The sequence below is a fragment of the Magnetococcales bacterium genome (genome assembly GCA_015231755.1).
In the GTDB taxonomy this organism is placed as follows: Bacteria; Pseudomonadota; Magnetococcia; order Magnetococcales; family Magnetaquicoccaceae; genus Magnetaquiglobus.
Genome location: JADGAZ010000022.1, coordinates 18,431 through 43,664, shown reverse-complemented (window position 1 = coordinate 43,664; position 25,234 = coordinate 18,431). Strand labels below are relative to the sequence as shown.

General features: G+C 55.4%; 23 protein-coding genes. All 23 read left to right on the top strand.

What is annotated here, in order from left to right; all coding sequences use genetic code 11:
- Positions 1 to 669: 669 nt before the first annotated feature.
- The 23 genes from HQL98_13705 to HQL98_13595 all read left to right on the top strand — a co-directional run bounded on the left by HQL98_13705 (position 670) and on the right by HQL98_13595 (position 25,222).
- Positions 670 to 1,077, top strand: coding sequence for a magnetic particle specific iron-binding protein (locus HQL98_13705; GenBank protein MBF0273100.1), 408 nt, complete (start codon positions 670 to 672; stop codon positions 1,075 to 1,077).
- A gap of 124 nt (positions 1,078 to 1,201) precedes the next feature.
- A complete protein-coding gene (locus HQL98_13700) occupies positions 1,202 to 1,528 on the top strand; it encodes a hypothetical protein (protein ID MBF0273099.1) in 327 nt (108 codons plus the stop codon).
- A gap of 100 nt (positions 1,529 to 1,628) precedes the next feature.
- Positions 1,629 to 2,852, top strand: coding sequence for an MFS transporter (locus HQL98_13695; protein ID MBF0273098.1), 1,224 nt, complete (start codon positions 1,629 to 1,631; stop codon positions 2,850 to 2,852).
- 25 nt (positions 2,853 to 2,877) lie between these two features.
- Positions 2,878 to 3,102 carry a hypothetical protein gene (locus tag HQL98_13690; GenBank protein ID MBF0273097.1) on the top strand — a complete coding sequence of 75 codons (225 nt, stop codon included), beginning with the start codon at positions 2,878 to 2,880 and terminating at the stop codon, positions 3,100 to 3,102.
- A gap of 6 nt (positions 3,103 to 3,108) precedes the next feature.
- Positions 3,109 to 5,202 (top strand): trypsin-like peptidase domain-containing protein, encoded by a 2,094-nt coding sequence (locus tag HQL98_13685; protein MBF0273096.1) that lies wholly within the window; start codon positions 3,109 to 3,111, stop codon positions 5,200 to 5,202.
- Positions 5,203 to 5,257: 55 nt separating this feature from the next.
- Positions 5,258 to 7,258 (top strand): hypothetical protein, encoded by a 2,001-nt coding sequence (locus tag HQL98_13680; GenBank protein ID MBF0273095.1) that lies wholly within the window; start codon positions 5,258 to 5,260, stop codon positions 7,256 to 7,258.
- Between the two features lie 74 nt (positions 7,259 to 7,332).
- Positions 7,333 to 8,376, top strand: coding sequence for a rod shape-determining protein (locus HQL98_13675; GenBank protein ID MBF0273094.1), 1,044 nt, complete (start codon positions 7,333 to 7,335; stop codon positions 8,374 to 8,376).
- A 40-nt stretch (positions 8,377 to 8,416) separates the two neighbouring features.
- Positions 8,417 to 8,737: a hypothetical protein gene (locus tag HQL98_13670; GenBank protein MBF0273093.1), complete on the top strand. Its 321-nt coding sequence runs from the start codon at positions 8,417 to 8,419 to the stop codon at positions 8,735 to 8,737.
- A gap of 53 nt (positions 8,738 to 8,790) precedes the next feature.
- On the top strand, positions 8,791 to 9,012 hold the full coding sequence (locus tag HQL98_13665; GenBank protein MBF0273092.1) for a LapA family protein: 222 nt from the start codon (positions 8,791 to 8,793) through the stop codon (positions 9,010 to 9,012).
- Positions 9,009 to 10,001, top strand: coding sequence for a magnetosome biogenesis CDF transporter MamM (gene mamM / locus HQL98_13660; GenBank protein ID MBF0273091.1), 993 nt, complete (start codon positions 9,009 to 9,011; stop codon positions 9,999 to 10,001). The genes HQL98_13665 and mamM overlap by 4 nt, the downstream gene beginning before the upstream one ends.
- Positions 10,001 to 11,338: a hypothetical protein gene (locus tag HQL98_13655; protein ID MBF0273090.1), complete on the top strand. Its 1,338-nt coding sequence runs from the start codon at positions 10,001 to 10,003 to the stop codon at positions 11,336 to 11,338. Before mamM ends, HQL98_13655 begins: the two co-directional genes overlap by 1 nt.
- Positions 11,339 to 11,432: 94 nt before the next feature.
- Positions 11,433 to 13,391 carry a TSUP family transporter gene (locus HQL98_13650; GenBank protein MBF0273089.1) on the top strand — a complete coding sequence of 653 codons (1,959 nt, stop codon included), beginning with the start codon at positions 11,433 to 11,435 and terminating at the stop codon, positions 13,389 to 13,391.
- A complete protein-coding gene (locus HQL98_13645; GenBank protein MBF0273088.1) occupies positions 13,388 to 14,323 on the top strand; it encodes a magnetochrome domain-containing protein in 936 nt (311 codons plus the stop codon). The genes HQL98_13650 and HQL98_13645 overlap by 4 nt, the downstream gene beginning before the upstream one ends.
- 24 nt (positions 14,324 to 14,347) lie before the next feature.
- The gene (locus HQL98_13640; protein MBF0273087.1) at positions 14,348 to 15,010 is read left to right on the top strand and encodes a tetratricopeptide repeat protein; all 663 of its coding nucleotides are present in this window, start codon (positions 14,348 to 14,350) and stop codon (positions 15,008 to 15,010) included.
- 19 nt (positions 15,011 to 15,029) lie between these two features.
- Positions 15,030 to 16,685 carry a LemA family protein gene (locus HQL98_13635; protein ID MBF0273086.1) on the top strand — a complete coding sequence of 552 codons (1,656 nt, stop codon included), beginning with the start codon at positions 15,030 to 15,032 and terminating at the stop codon, positions 16,683 to 16,685.
- 220 nt (positions 16,686 to 16,905) lie between these two features.
- Positions 16,906 to 17,787 carry a magnetosome biogenesis CDF transporter MamB gene (mamB, locus tag HQL98_13630; GenBank protein ID MBF0273085.1) on the top strand — a complete coding sequence of 294 codons (882 nt, stop codon included), beginning with the start codon at positions 16,906 to 16,908 and terminating at the stop codon, positions 17,785 to 17,787.
- 12 nt (positions 17,788 to 17,799) lie between these two features.
- Positions 17,800 to 18,381: a hypothetical protein gene (locus tag HQL98_13625; protein ID MBF0273084.1), complete on the top strand. Its 582-nt coding sequence runs from the start codon at positions 17,800 to 17,802 to the stop codon at positions 18,379 to 18,381.
- A 7-nt stretch (positions 18,382 to 18,388) separates the two neighbouring features.
- The gene (locus tag HQL98_13620; GenBank protein ID MBF0273083.1) at positions 18,389 to 18,904 is read left to right on the top strand and encodes a magnetochrome domain-containing protein; all 516 of its coding nucleotides are present in this window, start codon (positions 18,389 to 18,391) and stop codon (positions 18,902 to 18,904) included.
- A 20-nt stretch (positions 18,905 to 18,924) separates the two neighbouring features.
- Positions 18,925 to 19,839 carry a hypothetical protein gene (locus tag HQL98_13615; GenBank protein MBF0273082.1) on the top strand — a complete coding sequence of 305 codons (915 nt, stop codon included), beginning with the start codon at positions 18,925 to 18,927 and terminating at the stop codon, positions 19,837 to 19,839.
- A 70-nt stretch (positions 19,840 to 19,909) separates the two neighbouring features.
- Positions 19,910 to 20,500 carry a hypothetical protein gene (locus tag HQL98_13610; GenBank protein MBF0273081.1) on the top strand — a complete coding sequence of 197 codons (591 nt, stop codon included), beginning with the start codon at positions 19,910 to 19,912 and terminating at the stop codon, positions 20,498 to 20,500.
- Positions 20,487 to 23,888, top strand: coding sequence for a response regulator (locus HQL98_13605; GenBank protein ID MBF0273080.1), 3,402 nt, complete (start codon positions 20,487 to 20,489; stop codon positions 23,886 to 23,888). The genes HQL98_13610 and HQL98_13605 overlap by 14 nt, the downstream gene beginning before the upstream one ends.
- Positions 23,869 to 24,285 (top strand): response regulator, encoded by a 417-nt coding sequence (locus tag HQL98_13600; GenBank protein MBF0273079.1) that lies wholly within the window; start codon positions 23,869 to 23,871, stop codon positions 24,283 to 24,285. The genes HQL98_13605 and HQL98_13600 overlap by 20 nt, the downstream gene beginning before the upstream one ends.
- A 244-nt stretch (positions 24,286 to 24,529) precedes the next feature.
- Positions 24,530 to 25,222 (top strand): hypothetical protein, encoded by a 693-nt coding sequence (locus tag HQL98_13595; GenBank protein MBF0273078.1) that lies wholly within the window; start codon positions 24,530 to 24,532, stop codon positions 25,220 to 25,222.
- Positions 25,223 to 25,234: the final 12 nt, after the last annotated feature.

Sequence of the window (25,234 nt, the reverse complement as noted above, 5' to 3'; positions counted from 1 at the left end):
GAACAAAAACAAGAACAAGAACAAGAACAAGAACAAGAACAAGAACAAGAACAAGAACAAGAACAAGAACAAGAACAAGATTGTCCGATCCAAAGTTGATCTGTCAACCTGAACTGTCGTTCATTCAAACTGGTCATTGGCGCATAAGCAAGATTTGATTCTGCGACTGGCTGTTAACATATAACGAGTAGGAGAGATGCAATGGCAGGGGAAACACTGATGTTCAAGTTGAGCGGGGCCGCTCAGGCAGCCCAAGTGCCCATGCTGGCCGGCCAGTCGTTTACGGTGGGCAGCACCGTGGCGACGGGTGATGGCATGGCCAACTGGATTTTCCTGCATCCCCTCGCCGGGAATGGCGCCGGAAATGGCATGGTGGCCCTCAAGCTCGAAGGGGCGCGGCAGGCCGGTCAGCTTTCCGCCCTGGTTGGCAAAACCGTGACCGTGGGCCAAAGCCCCATCGGTACGGCGGCGGCTGGCAAATGGTTGGTGTTGCATCCCGGCATCGGCGGCGTGGCGGCCAAGAGCGCCGCTGGCGGCGGCGTGGTCATGCAGCAGATGGGCTTTGAAATGGAAGGCACCGCAGCCAAAGGAGCCACCGGTGCCGGCAAGGGCGCCGTGGTATGCAATGGCGCCAAAGCGGGCAAGGGCGCATCCATGGCCGGCAAAGGCATGGGCGCTGGCAAAGGCATGGGTATAGGCGCCGGTGCGGGCAAAGGTGGAGCGGCCCTGTGCAAAGGCGGCAGCGTCGCCGGTGGTACCGGAGCGGTTGTCGCGACGGGATCCACGGTGGGAACCGGAGCCATTGCCAGTGGTGCCAACACCATGGCCGGTGGATCGGCGATCACCGGTTCCGCCACGCTGACCGGTGGCGCCAAAGCCGCTGTGGGTGCCAAGGGCATCGCCACCGGTGGTGGCACCATCTGGACCGGATCCGGAACCAGCCTGGGTCTGGGTCTTGGCCTGGGCGCCTGGGGACCGATTCTGCTGGTGGGCGCCGTGGCCGCTGTGGGTGTGGGCATCTACAGCTACATGAAACGCTCTCAAGAAGACGGCGAACTGGAAGACGCCCTCAGCTGAATTCCGAACCGCGCTTCATGAAGACGTTCCGGAAAACTGACTAAAGGTCCCCGCATCCGAGAATCTCGCAAGAGGTTTCCGGATGCGGGGTGTCACAACATTCTGATCTGACGAAACTGCGCCCATGAAAATCAGAATGATGGCTGCCTTGAGCTATATGGGTATTCTCTGTCTGGTGCCCGTACTGCTCAACCAAAATGATCGTTATGTCGATTTCCATGCCCGTCAGGGATTGGTCTTGTGGATCTGGTCGGTTCTGTCCTTTTTCGCGATGCACATTCCGGGACTGGGACCGTATCTGTTCAGCACGTCAACCGTGATGGTGCTGTTTTTGAGCGCGTTCGGTCTGCTGTCGGTCGCATTGAACCAATGCTGGAAAATACCGTTTATCGCCACCCTGGCCACCTATCTTCGCGCCGAACCTGTGGGAGACGGTCATCGTGCCCACTGATTCAGCCACCGAAAAGGATGCCGGAGACGCGGAAGATACCCGCGCCATCGAACTCCAGGGACATCACCATAACGCCCTGTATCTGGTGGTCGCCATTGTCATGATCTTTTTGACTCTGGTGTTGGCGTTGCAGCCGCTGTATTTGAGTCAGGTGCTGGGTTTGGCCCGGGAAAATGCCGGATTCGTCAATGCCAACATCCAGGTGATCACCGAGTTGGTGGATCTGTTTTTCGTGGGTTATCTGGGGTACATTTCGGACCGGATCGGACGGGTTCCCCTGATCGTCTACGGTTTTTTGTTGGCCGGGGTGACCGCCATGCTCGCCCCCTTCGACAAGGAAATCGGCGCCCTGTTGGGCTTCAACGCCCTGGTGATCTTTTATGTGGTGCGGGTCTTGATGTCTTTGGGGGGCACCTTGATCTGGCCGCAGGTGGCCACCCTCACCGGTGACTACACCAGACAGGAAGATCGGCCTCTGCTGCTGGCCAATGTTGGCTTCATGATGGCGTTTGGTGTTACCCTGGTCTATGCGGTGTTCATGCAACTGCCCGAACAGATCGGCGTGACCATGACCATGTGGCTGGCGGCGATTTTCGCCCTCACCGGCGCTTGGCTCGCCAAACGGTTGCTGGTGGAAACAGCTCAACCCAAAATAGTGGACCAAAGCTTTCCATTTCGGGAAGTCTGGCAACTGGTCAAAAAAGAGCAAGGGTTGCGGCTCAGTTTCATGTCCGCCTTCACCTCCCGCAACGACATGGTGATTGTCGGACTGTTTTTGATGACTTGGTTTATCTATTTTGCCGACCTGATGGAAAAAACCAGCCATGCGCAAGCCGCTTCCCGCGCCGGACTGGTGATTGGATTGCTGGGGTTGGTGGTGCTGATCTCGATCCCCATTTGGGGTCGGGTCACCAAACGATTGGGTCGCATTCCGGCCGTGGCCATCGGCCTGCTGCTCTCCGGCGTCGGATTCGCCTCCATGGGACTGATCTTCAACCCCTTTTCCTGGTGGATCGTGCTGCCGATCATCGTGATCGGCGTCGGACAGGCCGGATGCATCCTGGTCCCGCAAACCCTGGCCCTGGATCTGGCTCCGGAAGAGATCCGAGGCTCGGTTCTGGGGGTGTTCAACACCGTCGGATGCTTTGGAGTGATTTTCTTTCTGCAAGTCGGTGGCATTCTTTTCGACTGGCTTGGCCCGACAACGCCTTTTATCTTCACGGGCATCGTGAACATCTTGCTGTTCGGATACTCGCTGATGGTCATGAACACCGTGAAAGGCCAACGCAAACCGGTGGAAGAGTTTAACTTGTCGTCCATTTAGTCAACTTAGGAAGGATTGGTTGGTCATGCCCAGAATCGTGTTCGGATTGATCTCAATGGCGCTTGGTTTGTGGGGTGTTGCCACTTGGTGGTGGTCCATCGTGGAAATGCTGCGTGGACTGGTGCCTTTGCTGCTGGTGGTGCTGGGACTGGTGGCATTGGGGGCCGGGGTCTCCAAAATTCGCAATGGCCAATCCGCACAACCTCTGGATGCGGAATTGACGGAACCTTCTTCACAATCGGACGAGTAAAACGCAATGTTTCCCAACAAAAGCGTCGAATGCGGTCTGCAATACAGAAAATACCTTTATATTATTGGTGCCCTGGCTGTTTTTGGCCTGATGGGAAGTTACTGGTATTTGAATTATTTTCTGGACGAGATCGGTATCGATTCCGAAAAGGCTCTGGCCACCACCCGGGACATCGGTCAGCGTGGGATTCAGGCAATCGCCGAATTGCCGGGAACTCCTGTGCAAATGGCCCCACCCGGCCTGCAAGCCGTTCAACCCGCCATGCAAGCCCCCCAGCCCATGCTGGATGGCCAAAACGCCGGCTTCTTGTGGCCGCAGCAAAAGTCCCAGGGAACCATGGGCACGGGTTCTCCGACGGATCCGGAATCCTTCCCCACGGTGGTGCGTTCGATTTTACCCAGCGTGGTCAATGTCAGCACCCAGAACCGCAGCCCCGCCTCTCCGGTGGCCATGACACCCGCCACACAACAGGCGATGGGACCACAACAACCGAATGCGCTTCCGCAACCCAATCCGGCCGCGCCCGATGGCTTGAAATTCGCCAGCCCCTTCTCCGGTGTGGCCATGGAAAGCATCGGCTCCGGGGTGATTGTCTCGGCGGATGGCTATATCGTCAGCAATTTTCACGTGGTGGAAAATTCCCAGAACGTCTTCGTGACCGTTTTCGGTGCCCAGGGGATGCAACGTTATCCCGCCGACGTGGTACGTCTGGATCCGGCCCGGGATCTGGTGCTGCTGAAAATCAATGTACCCATGCCGTTGCAACCCGCTCCCCTGGGCAACAGCGATCTGATTCAGGTGGGGGATCCGGTGATCACGGTGGGATGTCCCTTCGGACTGGATCAAACCGTCAGCAAAGGCATTGTCTCCGGCTCCCGCAAGGCCGTGACCATCGAAGGCACGATCCACAAGGATCTGATTCAAACCGATGCCGCCATCAATCAGGGCAATTCCGGCGGACCTCTGGTTTCCCGTTACGGCTATGTGGTGGGCATCAATACCGCCATCTACTCTCCGACCCAGGCCTTCTCCGGTGTTGGCTTCGCGGTGCCGGTGAACAGTGTGCGTGAGTTCATCTCCGAGTTGATCACCATTCCGGATGTGACCCCGGCCATGATGCAACCCGGTTGGATCGGACAAGGTCGCGCCGTGGCCGCCACCACCCGCACCGGTCCCCCCCCCATTCCCGCCAATGCCGTGGCGCCCCACGGAGACCGTGGCCAGTGCGAAAACTGCCATGTGATCCTGCGTAGCGGACAACTGGTCAATCAAACCATCGCCAATCCCGCCGCCACGCCGGGTGGGGCCAATGGCATCAACGTGGCGCTTCCCGCCGCTTCGGCCCAGACCATGGCCCCGGCGACACCGCAAACCATGACTCCGGCGACCCCACAAGCCGTGGCCACGCCGACCACCACCATCCCGCTGATCAGTGGCGCGGACTTCAAACCGCTGGACAGTGTGATCGTCAAACGGTTTCAACCCCCCTATTCGGCTGGTGTGTTCATTCAAAGCGTTCAGCCCGGTTCCATGGCGGAAACGGGAGGCTTGCTGGCGGGTGACATCATTTTCAAGGTCAACGGACGTTGGGTGCGCAATCCGGAAGAGCTGCAACAACGTTTGAACAGCCTTGCCGTGGGTGACAAGGCGCGGCTCTCCATGGTGCGCAAGCAAAAACGCATGGAAGTGGGGATTACCATGACCCCACCGCCGGTCAACACGGTGGTTCAACCCATGGTCACCGCCCCCAATATGGCAACCATGACCCCGGCCCCGGGTGGGAAACCGGCCAAAACCACGCCTCCGGCCCCAACCGAGTTTGAATGGTTTGGCATGGAGCTGCAACCCATCCAGCCCAGCATGATCACCAAGAATCCGGCCCTCAAAAACAAACAGGGGGCCATGGTTCAGGAAACCGATCCCGGGTTGCAGGCCGATAAAGCGGGTATCCGCGCCAACGATATCATTGTGGCCATCAACTCGCTTCCGGTCACTTCCAATGCCGAATTGGATAAAGCCATCAAATCCGCAGCAACCGCCAAGACCATCCTTCTGGATGTCGAGCGGGATGGCAAACGAATGTTCGTGACATTACAGTAACAGCGATAGATGCCTATTTTTGCCAGTGAATAACGGCTGACAGGAGAAAAGTCCGATGGAAAAGATCAAAGATGGACCGGGAGGCGGGAAGAAGGATTTGAAAGCGCAGACCATGGGTGGAAAACCGGGCGCTGCGGAAGAACGTTCCGATCCAGAGGGCAATGCGGTTGCCAACCATCTGGATGCGGTTCTTCAACGTCAGATCAACGATAAATTGAAGGCCAATCCAGCGGCCCCCAAACCGGATGAGAAAAAAACTGTGACCGAGGTGAAGCCTGCCCCCATGCCCGCGCCGTCCGTCAGAATTTCGGTGGACGCGGCTCCCAAATCCGAGGCTCCCAAGCCCCTGGTGATCGAGCCTCCCAAGGTGGAGCTCAAAATCACCAAGGACGAAACGGCTCCCGTGTCGGCCGTGGCCAAGCCTGAAGCGGACAAGCCGGTGGTGGAGGCTGCCAAACTCCCGGAGAAAAAAGAGGAAGCGCCCGCGGTTGCGCCTGTGGCCGCAGCGTCCAAACCCGAGGACAAAAAACCTGAACCCCTGGCAGCCCCTTCCGTGGTTGACGCCCCCAAGCTGACGGAAGTCAAACCGGAAGCCAAACCGGAAGCCAAACCGGAAGCCAAACCGGAAGCCAAACCGGAAGCCAAACCGGAAGTCAAACCAGAGGCCAAACCGGAAGCCATCACGACGGCTCCGGAAGACAAAAAGGCGGAGGCTCCTGTCACCCCGGCGATCAACAAGGATGATCCCTGGATCAGCAACGCCAAAATCGAAGCCCCCAAACCCGTCCCGCCCCCTGCCCCTGTGCCTGAGATGGCCGGCAAGCCGGAAGTGACGGTCTCGATCAAGGCCGCGGATCCCAAACCCGCGATCCTCTCCTCGACTCCTCCCCTCTCACCGGCTGTCGAGAAAAAGGCAGAGGTTACGCCCGCCCCATCCGAAGAGCCTGCGGCAGAGAAAAAGGCGGAATTGTCGGGTCTGGTGGACCGGTTCACGGATCTGGCCCGGACAGGCACCCCCGCGGTGACTCCCGAGGCCAAACCAGAGCCTTCAGCCCCAGAGCCTTCAGACAAGGAGGAATCCCCCTCCTCCGCCATGCCCCGCAAGGATCCCTACGTGGCCGCGGCTGAAAAAGAACGGGTGCTCAAAATGATCCGTGACGCCGCCTCCAAGCGTATGGAAGAAGGGTTTGATCTGCGCTCATCCCTGAAGGCCAAATCAGCCGCCCAGGAAGAGTCGCAAGAGGAGCCGGTCACGGCTGTTCCCACCCTGGAACCGGTGGGCGATGTCAAACCCCATTCGACCTTCACCATTCAAGAGGATGTCACCACCACGGTTCGCACGACTGCGACCGGCGTGGAAGCGGTCAGCACCACGGAAAGCGGCACGGAACTGCCGCCGGTGGCCAAATTCCAGTTCATGACGCAACAAACCGCAGCCGCCGATGAGAGCCAAAAGCTGCAACCGGGTATTCTGGTTCCGCCCATTTCCAGAGCCCCCGCGATGTCGCGGCCCAAAATCGATACACTGCCCTCCCCGACCCAGGCCCGCCTCAGCGAGGCTTTCCTGCGTCAACTGAAAGGGGAAGAGCCGTTGGACGATGAACCGGTCATCAAACCGGCCCAGGCCAAAACAGCCGACTCCGGCGCCCCTTCCGCGGCGCCCCCGAAAAGCAAAAGCACCAACCGTCATCGCAAAGTTGACGAAAATGGCACCTTGCAGGTGCCCATCGAATCCCTCGGAACCGGGATTTTCAATGCGCTGGGTGACATGATCGGCGCCATGGTCCAGGAAAGTCAAACCGTGGCCGACAAAGTGAAAACCACAGTCGTCGGTCCCGAAGAGGAACCCGATGAAGAGGTGACAGGACCCAAACCAACCGGAACGGATCGTGCCGCCCAGAAAATTGCCAAAGGTGTGCAAGGGGCTGGTGGTGGTGTGGCCAATATTATCGTGGGCGCCGGCAACATTGCATTGGGCACCATTGGTATCGTGACGATGCCGGTGGTGGGTGCGATCGGAGCGGTTTTCCGGGCATTCAAAACCACGAAAAAATAGGATGGCACCAACGTTTGTCCTTGACGGACAAAACCGACTCTCCCCATTTCCATCCACACAAGGGATCGATAGATATGATGCAACACACTGATCGCAGTCCTCTTCTACTCGGAATCGATCTGGGCACATCCCGGACCATGGTCCTTTCCAATCGTGGCACCCGGGCATCCGTCCGCTCCGTGGTTGGTTATCCCAAAGATATCATTGGCGTCAAATTGATGCATCACACCCATATGATCGGGGAAGACGCCCTCAAACGGCAATCGTATCTGAACATCCACTATCCCTTGGAAGACGGCGTCCTCAAGGATGCCAACGACCAAGCCGCCGAAGCGGCCAAACTGCTCATCAAACACGCCATCAGCCTGGCCAATCCCCAACCGGGTGACCAGATCTACGGTGTGTTGGGTGTGCCGGCGCGGGCCTCCATGTTCAACAAGAATCAACTCCTGAAAATCACCCAGGAGTTGCTGGATCTGTCCATGGTGGTCTCCGAGCCCTTCATGGCGGCCTACGCCATCGATCAGTTGAACAATGCCATCATCATCGATATCGGTGCGGGGACGACGGACATCTGCGCCATGATGGGTACGATTCCGGGCATGAACGAACAGGTCACGGTGCTCAAGGCGGGTAACTATATCGATCTGCTGCTGGAAAACATGATCCGGGAGAATCATCCCAATGTCCAGATGACCAATAATCTGGCCCGCAAGATCAAAGAACAGTATGCGTTTGTCGGCACCCCCAAAGAAGAGATCGTCGCCAATTTGCGTGTGGCTGGCAAACCGGTTTCGATCAATCTGACCAGAGAGGTCCGCACCGCCTGCGAAGCCATCGTCACCGAAATTGTGGAACATCTCCAAACCCTGATCACGGTCTTCGATCCGGAAGATCAGGAAGAGGCGCTCCAGAATATCTACCTGACCGGCGGTGGTTCCCGAATCCGGGGAATCGAGGAACTGATTGCCACCATGATGAAAGAATTCGGCAATGTGGTGGTGCGTCAGGTGCCGGATCCGGATTTCTGCGGTGGCATGGGAGCTTTGAAGTTGGCCATGGAATTGCCTCCCCAGTACTGGGAACAGGTTGGACACGTGTCCAAATCGGCCAAGTGAACGGGAATCGTCAACCCCCCTTACGAATGGAGTGTCAGACATGGCAACCACCTTACCCCTGACCCGCAGTGTGGGTTCCAAAATGTTGGCGGGTATGAGTTATCTGGGAATTCTGTCTCTGGTTCCCCTGGTCGTGAATCGCGATGATCCTTATGTGCGTTTTCACGCCCGTCAGGGCATTGTCTTGTGGATGTGGGAAGTCCTGGCCATTTACAGCCTGGTGGTACCGGGCCTCGGACGGGCTTTCTTCGGTATTTCCAGCCTGTTGTGTTTCGTGTTTTCCGTCATCGGTCTGATTTCGGTGATCACGAGTCGGGCCTGGAAACTGCCGTTGATCGGCAATTGGGCGGAAAATATCTAGGAATCCGGCATGATGGTGGGACTGCAAAGGCATGACAAGAGAGGAAAGAAGGGATGACCAAATCTTTCATCTCCTTGATTCTGTCGCTATTATTGTTGATTTTTGCATCCCAGAACATGCATACCGTGCAGATCAGGCTGATTGTGGGGCCGCCGATTGAATTGCCCATGATATTGATCTTATCAGGGGCATTCATCTGCGGATTTTTATTGGCAACCGTCAATCATTTGGCGCGCAAAGTCATACGTAACCGACGCAGGAATGATGGGCCATGAATTACCCACAATGCATCATCTGTTACCGTTCGGTGGGATGGATCGGGCTGATCTCCAATATCGGCCTGTCCATCCTGAAGGTCTTTGTCGGACTCATTTCCGGATCCCAGGCGCTGTTGATCGACGCGCTGTATTCGGTCAAGGATGTGTTGACCTCCTTCCTGATTCTTTTCGGGCTGAAATTTTCCAAACAGCCCCTGGACCAGGAACACCAGTTCGGACATGGCAAGGCCGAGTTTCTGTTTTCCCTGATCGTCGGCCTGTCCATGATCGTGATCACCGGGTTGTTCATTTATTTCGAGGCGGACAAGCTGCTGTCCGGTGCCGGAACCACCCACAAGGCTCCCCACCTGATCGCCCTCTGGACAGCCCTGTTTGTGGTGGGGGCCAATATTTTCCTGTGGTACTACACCCGTTGTGTGGCCCACCAGATCAACAGCCCCATCGTGTCGATCCTGTCGGCCCATCAAAAGTCGGATGGCATTTCGTCCATGGCGGTGGCCTTGGGCATCATCGGATCCCACTATCTGAACATGCCCTGGCTCGACACTTTGGTGGCGGTCGGAGAGTGTCTGGACCTGTTTCATCTCGGGGTGAAAATCTCCTGGGAAGCCCTCCAGGGGTTGATGGATGTCTCGGCTCCGAAAGAGATCATCCAGAAGGTGCGGGATTTGACCCGCACCGTTTCCGGTGTGCAAACCGTCGAAAATATCCTGACCCGGCGGGTGGGTCAGGATATCTGGATCTCTTTGGTGATCGGAGTCGATCCCGAATTGACGGTGGAACGGGGCAAGGAGATCAGTCTGTGGGTGGAAGAACGGCTGGTCAACGGCATCTCGCATCTGGGAGAAGTCAGCGTTCATTTCAAATCCGCTGACGGCTCTTTGCCGGAACTGCGCCACATGGAAAACGAAATCGTCGAGATGCGTCAGAAGCTTTCCCAATTGCAGGCCCAGTCGGACGCCTCCAAGAAGGGATTGACCCCCTGATGGACACCACCTTGATCGTGCTCTCCCTGACCCTGTTCTCCGGAATTTTTGTTCTGGTGCAAATGGATCTGGTGGATCGCGGTCTGGCCATGCTGGGGGGCGCGCTGGCGTTTTTGTTTCTGGGATGGGCCTTGGACTTCTACATCTTTGCAGAGGCCATCCAGGCGATCTATTTTGACAGCTTGGCGTTGCTGTTCGGCATGTCGTTGATCTCCAACGCCCTGTTCCGCTCCGGGGTGTTTCACAATCTGGCCTTCAAGGCTGTCCGTTATTCGGGAGGCAACCGACTGCTGATCATGACCCTGCTGGTTCTGATCACCTATGCGATCTCCTTGTGTTTCAACAATCTCTCCGTCATGGTCATTCTGCTGCCCCTGACGCTGGTGCTGTGCCACTCCCTGAAAATGGCCGCCGCACCCATCGTGGCGGCGGAATTGATCGCCTCCAACCTGGGTGGCGCCTCCACATTGGTGGGGGATTTTCCCAACATGATTATCGGCTCGGTGGCGCGGCTGCATTTTGATGATTTCATTATGGGCATGATGGTACCCTGTCTGGTGCTTCTGGCCACACTGCTCCTTTATTTTCAAAAAGAGATCACCACACACGACTCCACCTCCATCGACCTGGAAGCCATTCATCAGGCGCTGCTGGAACTCTCCCCGAACCAGAATGGCGAGACGGCCATGACGGTGGATCCCTACCTGCTGAAAGTGGGGATGTGGGTTTTCATGTTGACCTTGGTGGGTTTTTTTTTGGCCAAACCCCTGGGCATGCAGCCGGCCACCCTGTCGTTCGTGGCGGGACTGGCCATGCTGGCCCTTGGAAAATTGCCCAGAAACCAACTGTTTGAAGCCATGAGTGGCGGGGACATCCTGTTTTTCTTGGGATTGTTCATCATGGTGGGGGGACTGCAGGCCGCGGGTGTGCTGGAACTGTTTCGCACCATCATCGACACCCTGGGTGGCGGCAATACCACGCTTTCGCTGTTGGTGTTGATGTGGCTGGCCGGTTTGGTGACCCCGTTGTTCAACGCCGGCCCCACCACGGCCCTGCTCATTCCGGTAGTCCAGGCCATGAGCGCCAATATTTCCGGGGATGCCATCTGGTGGGCGCTTTCCCTGGGGGTGCTGGCCGGGTCTTCGGCCACCCTTTCGGGTGCCACCGCCGGTCCGGTGGTGGCCAGCTTCATGGCCAACTACGCCCGCCATATGCCCAAAGAACAACAGGTTCCCGGGGCCATTCTGGATTTTCATGGTTATCTGCATTGGGGGGTACCCATGGCACTCATTTTCTTGAGCCTTTCATCCGTGTACATACTGATGATCGCTCCTTAAGATTCTTTAATCAAACGACGCATCGAAAAAACCAGACAGCACTTGGGCATCAAAAGCATTGGATCTGGACAGAAGGCTTCTTCCGGAAACTGAAATGAGATCATTCACTCCCTCTCCGCACATCATTCCATTCTGCCGGCAGGCATGGAGGATTCCCGCTGCCTTGCTGGTGCTGCTCTTTTTTGGCACCATTGCCTGGGGTATCCATCTGGTGCGCGATCACCCGGAGCAGTTGGGCATGGGCATGCTGACCCATGTGCCGACGGATGCCGCCTCGTCCCTCGCAGCCCAGAATATCGCCTTGACTCCCGCCGAGCAGGAATTCAATCCCATCCGGGTGGCCATGGTGAACATCGCCGGACTCAACAAGGCTCCCAACAGCCCGGTGGGATCCTATGTCAGCGCGGGTTCCGGAATTCTGATCAATCCCAAAGGGTACGTGGTGACGGCCCTGCACCTGATCCAGGATCTTTCCGAAATTCAGGTCCGCGTCCAGACTCCGTTCGGACCGCGGCAATATCCGGCCAAAACGGTCAAGGTGCTGCCGCAACACAATCTGGCCCTGATCAAAATCGTCTCCCAGGACATCTTTCCCTATCTGGCCCTGGAACAAACCCCTGTGCTCAAGGTCGGGGATCAGGTCCAGGCCTGGGGAGATCCCCTGGGTACCGAAGCCCTGCAACGGATCGGCACCGTCGCCAAAATGGACCTGACCGAACCGGTAATCATCAAGGATCGCAGCCTGACCCATCTGATGCAAACCGACGCCGTCTTTCATTGGGCGCAAAGCGGTGGCCCCCTGGTCAACAATCAGGGACATCTGGTGGGCATCAATATGGCGATTCAAGATGGGGTGGGCAATGTCTTGGGGTTCGCGATTCCGACCAACATTCTGGTGACCCATTTTCAAGAGGTGGTCACCTTTGTACACAAGAGTTCCGCCGTGGCCGCGGGAACGGTGACCGATCCGATGGCCACTCCGGTACCCAATCCCCAACCCGCCACCGCTCCGCCCCACCCCCCCAGAACCGCCGATATCTGGTGGAAAAAAGTGCAAGGGATTCTGGGACTGAGCCTGGGCAAACATGTGGCCCTGACCCAAACGGTGGATCCGGTGGGTGCTGTGCAAGATCCCACCCACGCCCCCACTCTGCGTATCTGGGGATACACGCCGGCAAACTTCCTGGGTCTGCTGTTCCTTGGATTCATTTCCGGGATCAGCGGTGGCATGATGACCATGGGTGGCGGCATCATCAAGGTCACGGGGTTGATGTGGTTCTTTGGATATGGATTGCTGCTGGTCCGTCCCGTGGCCTACATCACCAATATTTTCATGTATGGCGCGGCCATGCTGCGTTATCAGCGTCAGGGACTGCTGCGCTTCGACCAGTGCAAACCCTTGATTCCTTGGGCCATGGGCGGCATGGTGTTGGGCTATTTCATCGGCAATGTCATGAGCAAAACCGCCATTCAATGGATGTTGGGGGTGTTTGCTTTGCTGCTGGGCATCAAAATGTTGGTGGAAATCTCCGAATCCCGCTCCGGTCCGCGTAAACCGGATTCCCTGCTGGAAGATGAAACGGTTGCCAAAAAATCCGGATCCTCCTTCCTGCCCTGGCTGCAAAAATATTTCGGCAACCAGATCAACGATGATCTTCCCCCCCCCCATTGGCAGAACACCAAAACACGTCACGGGGTTCTTGGACTGCCCATGGGTGTCATCAGCGGTATTTTGGGCATTACCGGAGGCGTGATCGAAGTCCCGTTGCAACGGTACATCGCCCGCATGCCCTTGCGAAACGCCATTGCCAACAGTGCGACATTGGTGTTCTTCTCCTCGTTGGTCGGATCGGTGGTGGCCTTGTGGCATGGGGTGCAAACCGGTTCTTTTGAATTGCAGACCCCGATCCTGATGGCCCTGATCCTGACACCCGGCGCCTTTGTGGGTGGCATGGTCGGCGCATGGCTGACCTCGGTAATCCCCCTGAATATGTTGCGCTGGATTTATGCGGCGTTGATGTTCGTCATTGCGGTAAGGATGTTTCTGATATGAGACCAAACCCCGCCACGATCGTTACTGCGGGCTTTCTCATGGTGATCGCGTTCATCATCGTGGCCCTCTTTTCAGATCCCAAACCGAAAGGGCAACCGGGTTCGGCAACCGCCCCGGTGGGACAGGCCAACCCTGCTCCAGCCCTCAGCCCAACCGTGTCCGCCCCCACGGCCTCCAACCGTGTGGGAACCGAAACCATGAACAGGATGGAGCTGCCGGTTCAGCCCGGTCGTCCTCCAGTCGGCACCATGACGGCTCCTGGAATGGCCGCTCCACCGGTTCCAAACCGCCTGCCATCCTCCGCCCCCGCAATGATGGCCACCCCACCGGTTGCAAACGCCCCCCTGCCTTCCCTGGTGGGCCATACCGGAGCAGATCCGACCCTCAAACCGTTTGTCAATCCCAAGGCCAAACTGTCCGAAGGGCATTGGAAAGGGTTGGAAGCGCTGCCTTTGTCCCTTGAACTGAAAAAGAAACTCAAGCTGCCGATCGAACTGGAAGGACTGTTGATCGACGAAGTCACCCTCAATGCCGCCGAAGCCGGACTGCTGGCCGGTGATGTGATTGTGGCCGTGAACGGCAATCCGGTCCGGAGTCTGGAAGAGCTGCTCGCCGAAACCAAAAAGGTGCAAATGGCCAAATCCGCCTCGATTCTGGTGTTTCGTCGTGGACTCATGCAGCAATTCATGTTGGTGGCCAAGAGCAATCTGGGCTTTGCCCAGGTGGAAACCGCCCCCATGATCCTGCCCGGCGAAATCATGCCCCATCCTTATCGCGGGCCTTGCACCCAATGTCACGCCATCGGCACCACGGGCCATATCGTGCCGGATCCCGATGGCATCATCCTGCCTCCTCCTCCCATACGGATGGGAATGACCTCTCCCCACAAGGATCGGGGACCGTGTCAAGCCTGTCATCCGATTATTAATTAAAGACTGGAAAAGGATCAAAACTCCATGAGCAATATGCGTTCCCCTGTCAATATAATGGATGAAGTCCGACTGTTTTCTTACGCGTTTCTGGGTGTGGTCCAGCGTGCGGCGGTCCGTTCCATCGACACCTTCAATGCGGTCTTCACCGTGGATGGTGAAATGCGGGCCAAATTTTATCGCGACCGCGGTATCGACCATATCAAACACGGTCGTTACTGGCAGGCCTTGCCCCTGTTGGAGCAGGTGGTGCGGCAATGGCCCCAGGATGAAGAGACCCTGTTTCACCTGGGATATGGTTATCTCAAGACCGAACAAACCCGGGAAGGGATTCTCACCCTGGAAAAAGCCCGTGAAAAGGATCCCTCCAGCACCCGGGTCAACTCCATTTTAGGCATGGCCTACATTCAGGCCAAGGATTACCAGAAAGCGGTGACGGTTCTCAAAGGCGCGATCGAAAAGGCCCCCAACAATTTCAACATGCACTATCGGTTGGGACTGGCCCTGGATCATCTGGGTGAATACGACGCGGCCATTGAAGCGTTCCAGCAGGCGTTGGCCATTCGTCCCTCCGAGATCAAGGTCTATCAGTCGATTGGTTTCGTGCTGGACCAGCAGGGCAAACATGACGAGGCCGTGGTCTTTTTCAAAAAGACCTCTGAACTCAAAGAAGCCATTCAGGACAGCTAGAAACTGGATTTGACCGCTCATGTCGGATAAAAAAGATCCTATGGACGAGATGGATGACATCGGGCTGGAGTTGACCAGCAGTGAACGCATGCAACGCATGCGTAAACTGATGCGCCAGCTTTATCAGGAGGAAGAGGCCACCCATGCCACCACTCTCCCTCCCATCAAGTCCAAGTCGTTGATACTGGTCTCCAGCATCAGTGCCATCGTCTTTTTGATCGTGACCACGTTTTACAATTTCAACCGGTTCGTGGCTGCGGAAGAACAGGTTCTCTCTTCCCGTGGACACATTCACGATGCCCTGCAACGGCGTTCCAACCTGTTTGGCAACTTGGTCAATCTGACCTTGAACCATGCCATGCTGGAACAGGAAGTGTTCCGCTATGTTTCGGATGGACGCCTGGGCATGATGGGACAAACCACCTCGGGGGGGAACAACGGTCAACAGGGATCATCCGGTCAACCGGCCCAGTCCCATGCCTCCGCCCCGCCCCAGAAACTTTCGGCCTCACAACCGTTTCCCAGTCCAGCGGTACCGACGCCGACGCCCAGCTCCCCCATGGAAGCCCTTTCCCGGCTCTTTGGACTGGTCGAGCAGTATCCTGACATCAAAACATCGACCACCTACCAGCAACTGATGGACAAACTGGTGGATATCGAAAACATGATCAGTCAGCGACGTGATGAATACAATACGGAAGTCAAATTGTACAACACGTTGATCACCTCCTTCCCCTGGTCGATCATGTCCCGGATCTTGGGGTTTGAGCGTTATCAATATTTCACCGCCGGCACGGGCCCGGACAACATGAACATGGACCTGGATTCCAGAAAATTCATGCGTCTGATTCCGGAAGTGGAATTGACCAACACCCATCACAAAGAGGTCAACAAACCGGAAACCGGTACCGGCACTCCGCTACCCAACGCCCCCGGTGCCGCCGCCCCCGAAACCGGTACCGCCGCCCCGACTCCGGCGGTTCCTCCAGGCAAGGTCCAACCCGAGTCCGACAAAGTCCAACCCGGAACGGGTGAAAAAACCGGAGACAAAGCGGCTCCGGCCCCCTCGCAACCGGAAAACGGTCGGCTGCCGCCGGGACAACCCCTCCCCGCGGAACCCAAACCTGAAAAGGCCGTCTCCCCTGCCGAATCCAATCCGCCGGCCATGCCCGCGCCGGATATGGGGACAGACGCATCCCAAACCCGGAAAGCCGACCCGGTGGAACCGGATGCCAAAAAGAGCATGCGTTTGATCTCGGAAAACAAGTTGGTCAGTCCGCCGGCCAAGGAGACACCGCCATCCGATGACGCAGCGGTTCATCCGGAACCACCGAAGCCGAGTACCGACACGCTGGGCAATGTGGATCACGAATCCCCAAACCCCAAGGGCAAAGCTCCCGCTTCCGCCGCCGCCAAACCGGAAACGGGAGGAAAAGCCCCACCGGTCAACGCTCAAAAAGGAACGGACAAACCGATGGGGGCCTCACCAGCCCAACCCGCCAAGGCAACGGAAGGGACCGGAAAACCCGCGGCCAAAACAGACAATGGAACAAAATCCTCCAAGGCGGCCAAAGCGGCAGGCGGGACCACCGCGCCCACGGACAAAGTCTCCATCGCTTCGGCCAAACCTGTGGTGACCAAGACCGCGGAACCATCGGACTTGGCCACCCCATGAACACCCCGATGACAGCCCGGAGCGCGGATGCTTGGCGTGACGACGTGGCTTTCATCCCGGATTTGGCGCACCGGACAACCGACAAGGTTGTTTCTGGGAGTCACACGACTTCATCTCTGTCATGACTGGTCATGGCAGGGAGACACTGTATTGAACATGCACCCATTGACGTGACTTTGGGTCACAGGGCATTCCTGATTTCCGGCGAGGCCGATACCTTATGAAGTACCCACACTGTGTTCAATGTCGCGATGATGTGACTTGGTATTCGATCTGGTTCAATGTATTCATGGTGGCCTACAAGGTGGTCATGTCCCTGGTGACCAATTGCGCGGCCCTCATGGCCGATGCGTTCCATTCGCTGGCCGACCTGTTGGCCAGTGTGTTTACCCTGTTCAGCCTCAGACTTTCCGACAAGCCCGCGGACGAAAAATTCGCCTACGGGTATGGCAAGATTCAGCATATTTCCTCGGGGATCGTGGGACTGATCCTGGTGATCGGATCAATTTTCATTCTGGTGGATGCCTTGTTGAGCATCATCAACAACACCTTCGCCACACCGGACCGCATGGCTTTGCTGGGTGCCGTGGTTTCCACCATCGGCAATGAACTGATGTATCAATACCAACGCTGCGTGGCCATTGAAAACAACAGCCCGGCCATCATGGCCAATGCCTGGGACAATCGTTCGGACGCGTTTTCTTCCATCGGCATGGTGATCGGACTGTTTTTCGCCACCATTCTGGATTTTCCCATCGCCGACCCCCTGGCCGCCATTCTGTTGTCGATTCTGGTGATCAAGATCGGCATCGAACTGATGGTCGAAGCGGTGAACAATCTGATGGACGCCTCCCCGGATGTGGAGGAGTTGGAAGGGGTTTACAAGATCATCCGCACCTTTCCCCGCGTCATGGGCATCAACTATTTGCGGGCCCGGAGCCTGGGAGAAAGCCTGTATATCGAGGCGGATCTGCGGGTGAACAAGGATCTCAAGGTGTTTGAAGGGGATCTGATCCTGGCGGCTCTCAAGGAGAAGATCATGCAGAGTGTCGAAAATATTGGCAGCATCCAATTCTACCTCACACCGGATGTTCGGGACTAAGGGGCGGATCTCATGAAACGGTCGATGGAACCTGGCGAATGGATCGTGGTTGCCGGCATGGTCTTTGTGGTTGGAGTGATGGTCGCGTCGTTGTTGCCGGACCGGTTCTGGGAACCCACCAAACCCCAGACGCTTCCCGTTGCGGCCACCACCCCTCAGGTGGGGACCAACGCCCTGTTGAAACCGCCAGGACAAGAGGCGTTGCGCATGATTCCCGTGGCCGCCGCCCGCACCCCCACCGATGGCGCCGGAGCCGGGGCTTCCGGTCTGGTTTTGTTGCAGCAGTCGCCCACGGTCAAATTCGCCGGAACCGTGCAACAGATTTCCGAACAACCCCAAAGCGATGGGCAACTGCATCTGTGGATCAACGGCGCCAATGGCCAGGAAATGCGTATTTCCGTGGGACCGGGTTGGTTTCTCAAATATCTGGGCTGTCCGCTGGCCCATGATGTCGCGGTGGATGGCTCGGGTTTTTCGTTTGAACGAAACGGCACGTCTCCCCTGATCTACGCCAAGCGGATTCGCATCAACGGCAGACTGTGTCAACTGCGCAATGATGAAGGCTTTGCTCTTTGGTCCAACAAGTTGCGATAGGCGGGCGATGAACGGTACCCAATCCAACACCTCCGGCCGCTGGGCCACTCTTGCAGTGATCGTTTTGATCGCCTTGATTGGATTGGGCCTCCTGTGGAGATCGGACAAGGGCGCATCCTTGTGGTCCACCCTGTTCACGGATGAACCCACCTCACAGGTTGAAGGAGAGGTTTTTGGATCCATTCCCAAGCCGACTCAACCCTCTTTGCAAGAACCGGTGCTGCAACTGGTCAATCCACCGTCCAACTCGTTGCAAAGAATGCTGGTCAAGCGCATTCCCACCATCGAGCCAGGAGCCAAGATGCCCCACCCCTCCTGGGGACCGTGTACCAATTGTCATTTGATTCGGGGAGGAGCACCGCCGGGCAGTCAACCTGCCACCCCGGTTGCCAAAGTCTGGGAACAGGTGTCCGCCTATTACAAAGTCGGACCGCCGATCATGCCCAACTCGACCCGACCCCATCCCCCTTCGGGGAGATGCATCAAATGTCATGATATTTTGGTGTATGTACAAATCAAATAAGTATAAAAGGAGCGACCAGAATGCCTCAACACGTCATGTCTTCAGACGCGGGACTCCAGAACCGGATCACCATCATGGAAGATCTGCTGAAGAAGGTGGTGGAGGTACATCTTTCGACAGCGGTTCATGTCAAAAGTTTGGATGAGAAGCTCGGCAAGATTGAAACTACCGCTGCCGCCATCACCAGTTTCATGCGCAAGGCGGACAGCCTGTCGGATGGCGCCTCCTTTGCCAAATCGGCCAAGTCGGTCATCGCCGAAGAGATGAAAGCCGGCTTGGCGGCGGTTCGCAAAGATGTATCCGATCTGCAGGAATCCATGGCCAAACTGATCGAAAAAGCCGGCAGCACTCCGGTTGCGGTCGCCTCTCCCATGGCGGAAAACCTGGAGGTTTTGTCCCAGGTTCCGGATCTGTTCAACCAGTTCCAGACGCAACAAAGCACCATTCTCCAGACCCTGGAGAAGCGTATTGATCCTCGCATCATGATTTATCTGAAGCCCCTGATCGAAATGCTCGAAGAAGAAGGGCGTCAGGCCGAGGAGATGAAAAACAATGCCTTGCTGCAACTGAATGAAATGCTCAGCGGCAACCGTTCCGGAACGGATCGCGAAATCTCCGAAATGCTGCAAAATGTCGGCAAGGAGATTGAAAAATGTCAGGCCTCTTTTGAACGCACCCAGCAGGCTTTGCAAATTGTGGTGACGCCGTTCCAGAATGTCGGACAACTGTTTCGCGGCAATCTGGAAACCATTGTCCAGGCCCATGATCTGATGGCCCAACTCCACGAAGATTTCCCCAACTTCCTGGGAGAAATGCGTCGCATGCATCAAGACCATGTAGTGCAAATGGATCGCATCAAACAAATGGAACTGATGAAACACATGGAATACCTCGAACAGTTGAAACAATTGGAAGCATTGCAACCGGGCGTCTAGCCTTTATTGTGTGCCAACGTGTTGTTCTTATTGGAATCCACCATACCAGCATCAATCCGAGGAGGCTTCCGTGCTTCAACTCATTCCCTATGGTGTGGCTGCCGTGGTTGGCGGATTGCTGGGCAAGAAATACATTCCGATCATCGCCGATCAAACCTTTGACCGTCCCCCGCTGGAGCGGCTGCCGGAAACCGCCTCTTCCACCATCGAATTCATGCGCGAAAGCATTATTGGAGAAGATTCCATTGTGCTGGCCACCGAGGAAGTCCCCCTGGACAATCGCTACGGCAACAAGGTGTTAAGCAGCGAGCACGAATTCACCCGGACGGCCAACATCAGCCTGTCCATCACCGATCAACAGTCTTTCGGCAACCATTTCAAGGCCTCCCTTTGGATCATACTGGAAAGCATGGTTCAAAAAGAGTTGAAAAAAAGTCTGCATATCGAGTTTGGCACCCAGATCACCCGCCGGGTCAAGATCAATTTTTCCACCGATCCCGGATTCATGGTCCGGTATCGGGTGGTCTGGAAACAAACCTCCCGCCGTGGATTGTTTGAGATCAAAATCGGGTCGGAAAAACATATCATCCCTTATGTAGTCACCTTCGGTCTTTCTCATGCGGTGGAAAGTATTGCGGAGGGGGCGCATGTTGGAAAATGAAACCGCCACGATCCTCATTGCCGACGCGCAACATGAGGAACCGGGTTCTCCCAAAAGTATCCTGTCCAGCCGATACCGGGTCGAGGGTATCGAAAGCGCGGAGGCCATTCTCCGTCTTGCCAAAAAATCGCCATCACCATTGGTCATTTTCCTGGATATCACGATCCGGAACTTTGATAGTTACGCAATCTGCCATCAACTGAAGTCCGAAGAACCCTCCTGCACCATTCCAATCATTCTTTTCTCCCGTTATTACATGATCACCTCGGAAGCCCGCGCCATGGAATGCGGAGCGGACGATTTCATCTATTTGCCGGTTCAACCGTTTCTGTTGCTCCAACGCGTGCATGATTTCAATGTGCTGCGGAACACGGATTCAAAAGGTCTGTCCTGTGCGATGGGCAGTTCCCATAAACTGGAAGGATTGGCCCGCAGTCTGATCGATTACGGTCTGGACGCGCTGATCATTACGGATCTTCAAGATCGGATCATCGTCTTCAACCAATCCGCGGAAGAGTTATTCGGATTTTCCCGCGATGAGGTCATCGGCAAAGATATTGCCAAGCTGATCATTCCTCCGGAGTTCCGTTTCGCCCATCAGAAGGGCATCAAAGCGCTGCGGGAACAACCCAATCTGACACCGCGTTTTCTGAGAAGAATTTTCCTGCAAGGACTGCATTCCAATGGCGCCCGGATTGATCTGGAACTCTCCTTGTTCCTGACTCTGATCAACGGTGTGATTCATTGTGTGGCCAGCATTCGCGATATCACGGCCTACAAACAGCTCTCCTTGGCATTGAAGGACACCTTGCTGGTCGCGGAAAACAGCTTCAAAGACAAAATGATTGAAATCGATCGGGTACGCAGTTCCGAACGCAACGCCACCATCTCTTTGCAGACCCAGAAAACGGTCAATCATCTGCTGCATCTCTCCCTGGAAACCCGCTCCCTGCAAGAGCAGTTGCAGCGCGCCCTTGGTTTTATTGTCAGGCTGCCCTGGCTGGCTTCCGAAAACATTCACGTAGCGATTTTTTTATGGGATCGCGTCACGAACGGCTTCAATCTGGTGGCGCAAGAGCCGGACAACTGTTTTCCGCAGCAGCATCAATGCACAAACGTTTCCGACGAGTGTTCCTCTTGCATTGTTTCCATGTTTTCCGATCCCATGATGAGCGTTTATTCTCTGGGTTCCGACATGACAATCCAGGAAAAAATGGAAGGGAAAATCGATTACTGCATCCCGCTGTTCTCCGGCAACGAGAATCTTGGCATCTTGAGACTGGTGGTTTCCAGTTCCATCATGAAGGAGATTTTTGACAATCTGATGTTCAATTCCATTGGTCAGGCCCTGGCCAATATCATTGTGCGTTCCAGAATCGACCAGGAGTTGCAAGACGCGCGGGAAAAAGCGGAAGCGGTCAGCAAAGCCAAAAGTGAATTTCTGGCCAACATGAGCCATGAAATCAGAAGTCCCTTGAATGCCATCATCGGCATGACCGATCTGGTTTTAAGTGCCCAATTGTCCAAAGATGAAATCTTCAGCAATCTGCAAATTGTGCGTTCCTCTTCGTTATCCCTGCTGGATCTCATCAACGGCATTCTGGACCTGTCCAAGATCGAGGCGGGTCACTTCGCCTTGGAGTATGTCCCGTTTGACCTAGTGGGTCAGTTGGAAAACGCCTGCGACATGTTGGCCATCAAGGCCCACCAGAAGGGCTTAGGATTTTATTGTCAGATCGCCCCGGATCTGCCGGCCCTGCTGGACGGGGATCCGCTGCGTCTGAAACAAATTGTGGTGAACCTGATCAACAATGCCATCAAATTCACCCACGAAGGCGAAATAGTCCTCTCGGTCCAACGGGAAGCCCCCCTGGAAAAAGCCCCCGAGGATGCCATTCATGTGCGCTTTTCCGTCTCGGATACCGGCATCGGCATCCCGGATGAACAACTGCATTTGATCTTTCAAAGTTTTGTGCAAGCGGATGGCTCCATTTCCCGCAAATATGGCGGAACGGGTCTGGGTCTGACCATTTCCAAACATCTGGTTTATTTGATGGGAGGAAGCCTACAGGTTGAAAGTCAGGTTGGACACGGGAGCATGTTTTATTTCACCATTCGACTCGGTTTGAGCCGACAGGATCCGGTGGCGGACTCCTGGATGAAACAAGGCCCGGAGGCATACCAATCCCACCCGACTCCCCTTCAGGATCGACGCATCTTGTTGGTGGACAACCATCCCACCGGGCGCGCCATCCTCCACAGTCTGTTGTTGCATTTTGGCGCCTCTGTGGAAATGGTCTCGCATGCGCCAGCCATGATGGATTGCATGCGGACACACAGCGACAATCCCTTTGATGTCATCATGGTGGATGAAGAGATCGTGCAGGAAGCCGAAGCCGGTTTGATCGATGAAGCGCACTATCCCGCCTATTCGAACAAAATCATCCTGATGATTTCTTCGCATCTTTCCTTGCGTAATTTCATTCTGGAAGGTCTCTTCAAGAATGCGATCTCATTGAAGAAGCCCATCAGGAATCAGCATCTTCTTAAGAAAATTCTGCATATCATCTCCCCGGTTCTGAACGAACCGAATCACAAATACGAAGAAAACGAACCACTGCGTAAAAGAACGGATATTCAACCTCTGGAAATCTTGCTGGTGGAGGATCTGCCGGAAAACCAGAAGTTGGCCATGAACATTCTGCACACACAAGACCACAAGGTCACGGTGGCCAGCAATGGCGTGGAAGCCCTGCTCATACTGACAAAGGGCGCACGGTTCGATTTGATCCTGATGGATTTGCAGATGCCGGAAATGGATGGGTTCGAGACCACCCGGCGCATTCGTTCGGGTTCCCGACAAGAGGTTGGCGATCCACAGGTGCCCATTGTGGCGGTGACCGCCATGGTCATGATGAACGAAAAAAAAAGATGTCTGGAAGTGGGGATGAATGGTTTTTTGCTGAAGCCCTACCTGCCGATCGAATTGATCAACATTGTAGCCTCGTTCTCCAAAAAAAGAAAAACCGGCCAACCCCCCGTCAACCGGGAGATTGTTCTGAACCCCGTGGAAACGGATCCGACCAATCTGATCATCCTGAAACAGTCATTCATCAAAGAGGCATTCGAGCATCTGGAAAAATTAAAAAAATCATTAATGCAGGAAAATTCCGGCACCGTGATTCGGGAAGGAACATGGCTGAAATCCATGGCCGCCCAGATTGGCGCCTCTCGTATCGTCACCCAAACCATCCGAATGATTGGACAAGTGGAAACGGAAGCGTGGGAAGATGCGTTGATGATGTGCCGGAACCTGGAACAGTATGTGGAAAGTCTCATTCACTTCCTGATTGAAGAGGACCAAAAACATGAAAATTTTAATCGCTGATGACGAATTGAACAATAGAAAATTATTGAGAGATTACCTGAAAGAATATGCCCACTGCGACATGGTCAGCGATGGCAAGGCTGCCTTGGAATTGTTCGTTGCCGACTTGGAGGATGGTGACCCTTACAATCTGGTGTTGCTGGATATCATCATGCCGGTGATGGATGGTCAAAAGACCCTGACCCGCATTCGGGCCGCCGAAAAACGGATTGCGGCGGACGCCAAAGAGACCCCCGTCATCATGGTCACCGGCATGGATTCTTCGTTGCAGGCCATGGAGGCCTATTTCAAGGGGGGATGTTCGGATTATCTGACCAAACCGGTCACGCGGCAGGTCTTATTGGAAAAACTACGTAAATTCAATCTGATCCCGGATCATATCGGTGGGGAGACTTGAAATGGCCATGGCAATCGCAACCAACAGAAGAAGAAATGACCGGGTCTTTTGTGGACTGCCCATGGAGTTCAACGGATATTCCGGCAATGCGCTGGATGTCAACACCCATGCCTTGTTTCTGGTGCTGCCAACCCAGTATCCCATTGAAGTGGGCCAGAAAGGTGTCCTGAAATTCGTGTTGGAGGGGGTACCCCTCGAAGAAAAGGTCTCGGTCGCACGGGTGACCAAAACCGGAATCTCTTTGGTGACGCTCGAAGAAAAAAGCGTATTCCCGAAACTGATCGAATCCTCCCGCAGTGGGATCAAGTTTATCGATCATACCCAGATGGAAACTATCGTCCATTTCCGGGGGGATTTCAGTGCCGAATTCTGGAATGATTTCATCAAGATCTACCAAGACAGACCCCCGTCCTGGCGGTATCGCTTCAACTTTGCCAATGTCACCAGCGTTACGGCCTCGGGATTGGCCATGCTGCTGCACCTGGAAGCCCACAACCAGGGGGAACGCGACACTATACAGATTTCCCATTGCAACAAAGAGGTGTTCAATACCCTGTCACAGTTGGATATTCCGGGCATCAATATCACCCTCCTGGCTGAAGATTCCGACGAGGACGAAGCCCACAAGTTCAAAGTCAGCGTTGCACAGGACGCGGATGGACAAGTCACGGTCACCATTCGGATCGCCAAAATGTTTGACTACAATTGCAGAAACAATTTTGCGAAAATCTACCGCGGGCGTTCCGGAAAGACAAAATACATTCTTGATTTCCAGGACACCGTACACATCGGAAAAGCGGCCTTCGGAACCATGTTGCTGCTGAACCAGTACAATCGTGAAAACCAGGGACGGGATATATCGATCATCCATTGCAGCCCCCATGTCCGAATGGCGTTCGACCATATGAAATTTGATAATTTCTTCAAATTTTCCTAGCAACACAAATAA

Excerpts from the sequence above, each read along its gene's own strand:
- HQL98_13705 (MBF0273100.1), top strand. The coding sequence starts at position 670 with ATGGGCGCTGGCAAAGGCATGGGTATAGGCGCCGGTGCGGGCAAAGGT.
- HQL98_13700 (MBF0273099.1), top strand. The coding sequence starts at position 1,202 with ATGAAAATCAGAATGATGGCTGCCTTGAGCTATATGGGTATTCTCTGT.
- HQL98_13695 (MBF0273098.1), top strand. The coding sequence starts at position 1,629 with ATGATCTTTTTGACTCTGGTGTTGGCGTTGCAGCCGCTGTATTTGAGT.
- HQL98_13690 (MBF0273097.1), top strand. The coding sequence starts at position 2,878 with ATGCCCAGAATCGTGTTCGGATTGATCTCAATGGCGCTTGGTTTGTGG.
- HQL98_13685 (MBF0273096.1), top strand. The coding sequence starts at position 3,109 with ATGTTTCCCAACAAAAGCGTCGAATGCGGTCTGCAATACAGAAAATAC.
- HQL98_13680 (MBF0273095.1), top strand. The coding sequence starts at position 5,258 with ATGGAAAAGATCAAAGATGGACCGGGAGGCGGGAAGAAGGATTTGAAA.
- HQL98_13675 (MBF0273094.1), top strand. The coding sequence starts at position 7,333 with ATGATGCAACACACTGATCGCAGTCCTCTTCTACTCGGAATCGATCTG.
- HQL98_13670 (MBF0273093.1), top strand. The coding sequence starts at position 8,417 with ATGGCAACCACCTTACCCCTGACCCGCAGTGTGGGTTCCAAAATGTTG.
- HQL98_13665 (MBF0273092.1), top strand. The coding sequence starts at position 8,791 with ATGACCAAATCTTTCATCTCCTTGATTCTGTCGCTATTATTGTTGATT.
- mamM (MBF0273091.1), top strand. The coding sequence starts at position 9,009 with ATGAATTACCCACAATGCATCATCTGTTACCGTTCGGTGGGATGGATC.
- HQL98_13655 (MBF0273090.1), top strand. The coding sequence starts at position 10,001 with ATGGACACCACCTTGATCGTGCTCTCCCTGACCCTGTTCTCCGGAATT.
- HQL98_13650 (MBF0273089.1), top strand. The coding sequence starts at position 11,433 with ATGAGATCATTCACTCCCTCTCCGCACATCATTCCATTCTGCCGGCAG.
- HQL98_13645 (MBF0273088.1), top strand. The coding sequence starts at position 13,388 with ATGAGACCAAACCCCGCCACGATCGTTACTGCGGGCTTTCTCATGGTG.
- HQL98_13640 (MBF0273087.1), top strand. The coding sequence starts at position 14,348 with ATGAGCAATATGCGTTCCCCTGTCAATATAATGGATGAAGTCCGACTG.
- HQL98_13635 (MBF0273086.1), top strand. The coding sequence starts at position 15,030 with ATGTCGGATAAAAAAGATCCTATGGACGAGATGGATGACATCGGGCTG.
- mamB (MBF0273085.1), top strand. The coding sequence starts at position 16,906 with ATGAAGTACCCACACTGTGTTCAATGTCGCGATGATGTGACTTGGTAT.
- HQL98_13625 (MBF0273084.1), top strand. The coding sequence starts at position 17,800 with ATGAAACGGTCGATGGAACCTGGCGAATGGATCGTGGTTGCCGGCATG.
- HQL98_13620 (MBF0273083.1), top strand. The coding sequence starts at position 18,389 with ATGAACGGTACCCAATCCAACACCTCCGGCCGCTGGGCCACTCTTGCA.
- HQL98_13615 (MBF0273082.1), top strand. The coding sequence starts at position 18,925 with ATGCCTCAACACGTCATGTCTTCAGACGCGGGACTCCAGAACCGGATC.
- HQL98_13605 (MBF0273080.1), top strand. The coding sequence starts at position 20,487 with ATGTTGGAAAATGAAACCGCCACGATCCTCATTGCCGACGCGCAACAT.
- HQL98_13600 (MBF0273079.1), top strand. The coding sequence starts at position 23,869 with ATGAAAATTTTAATCGCTGATGACGAATTGAACAATAGAAAATTATTG.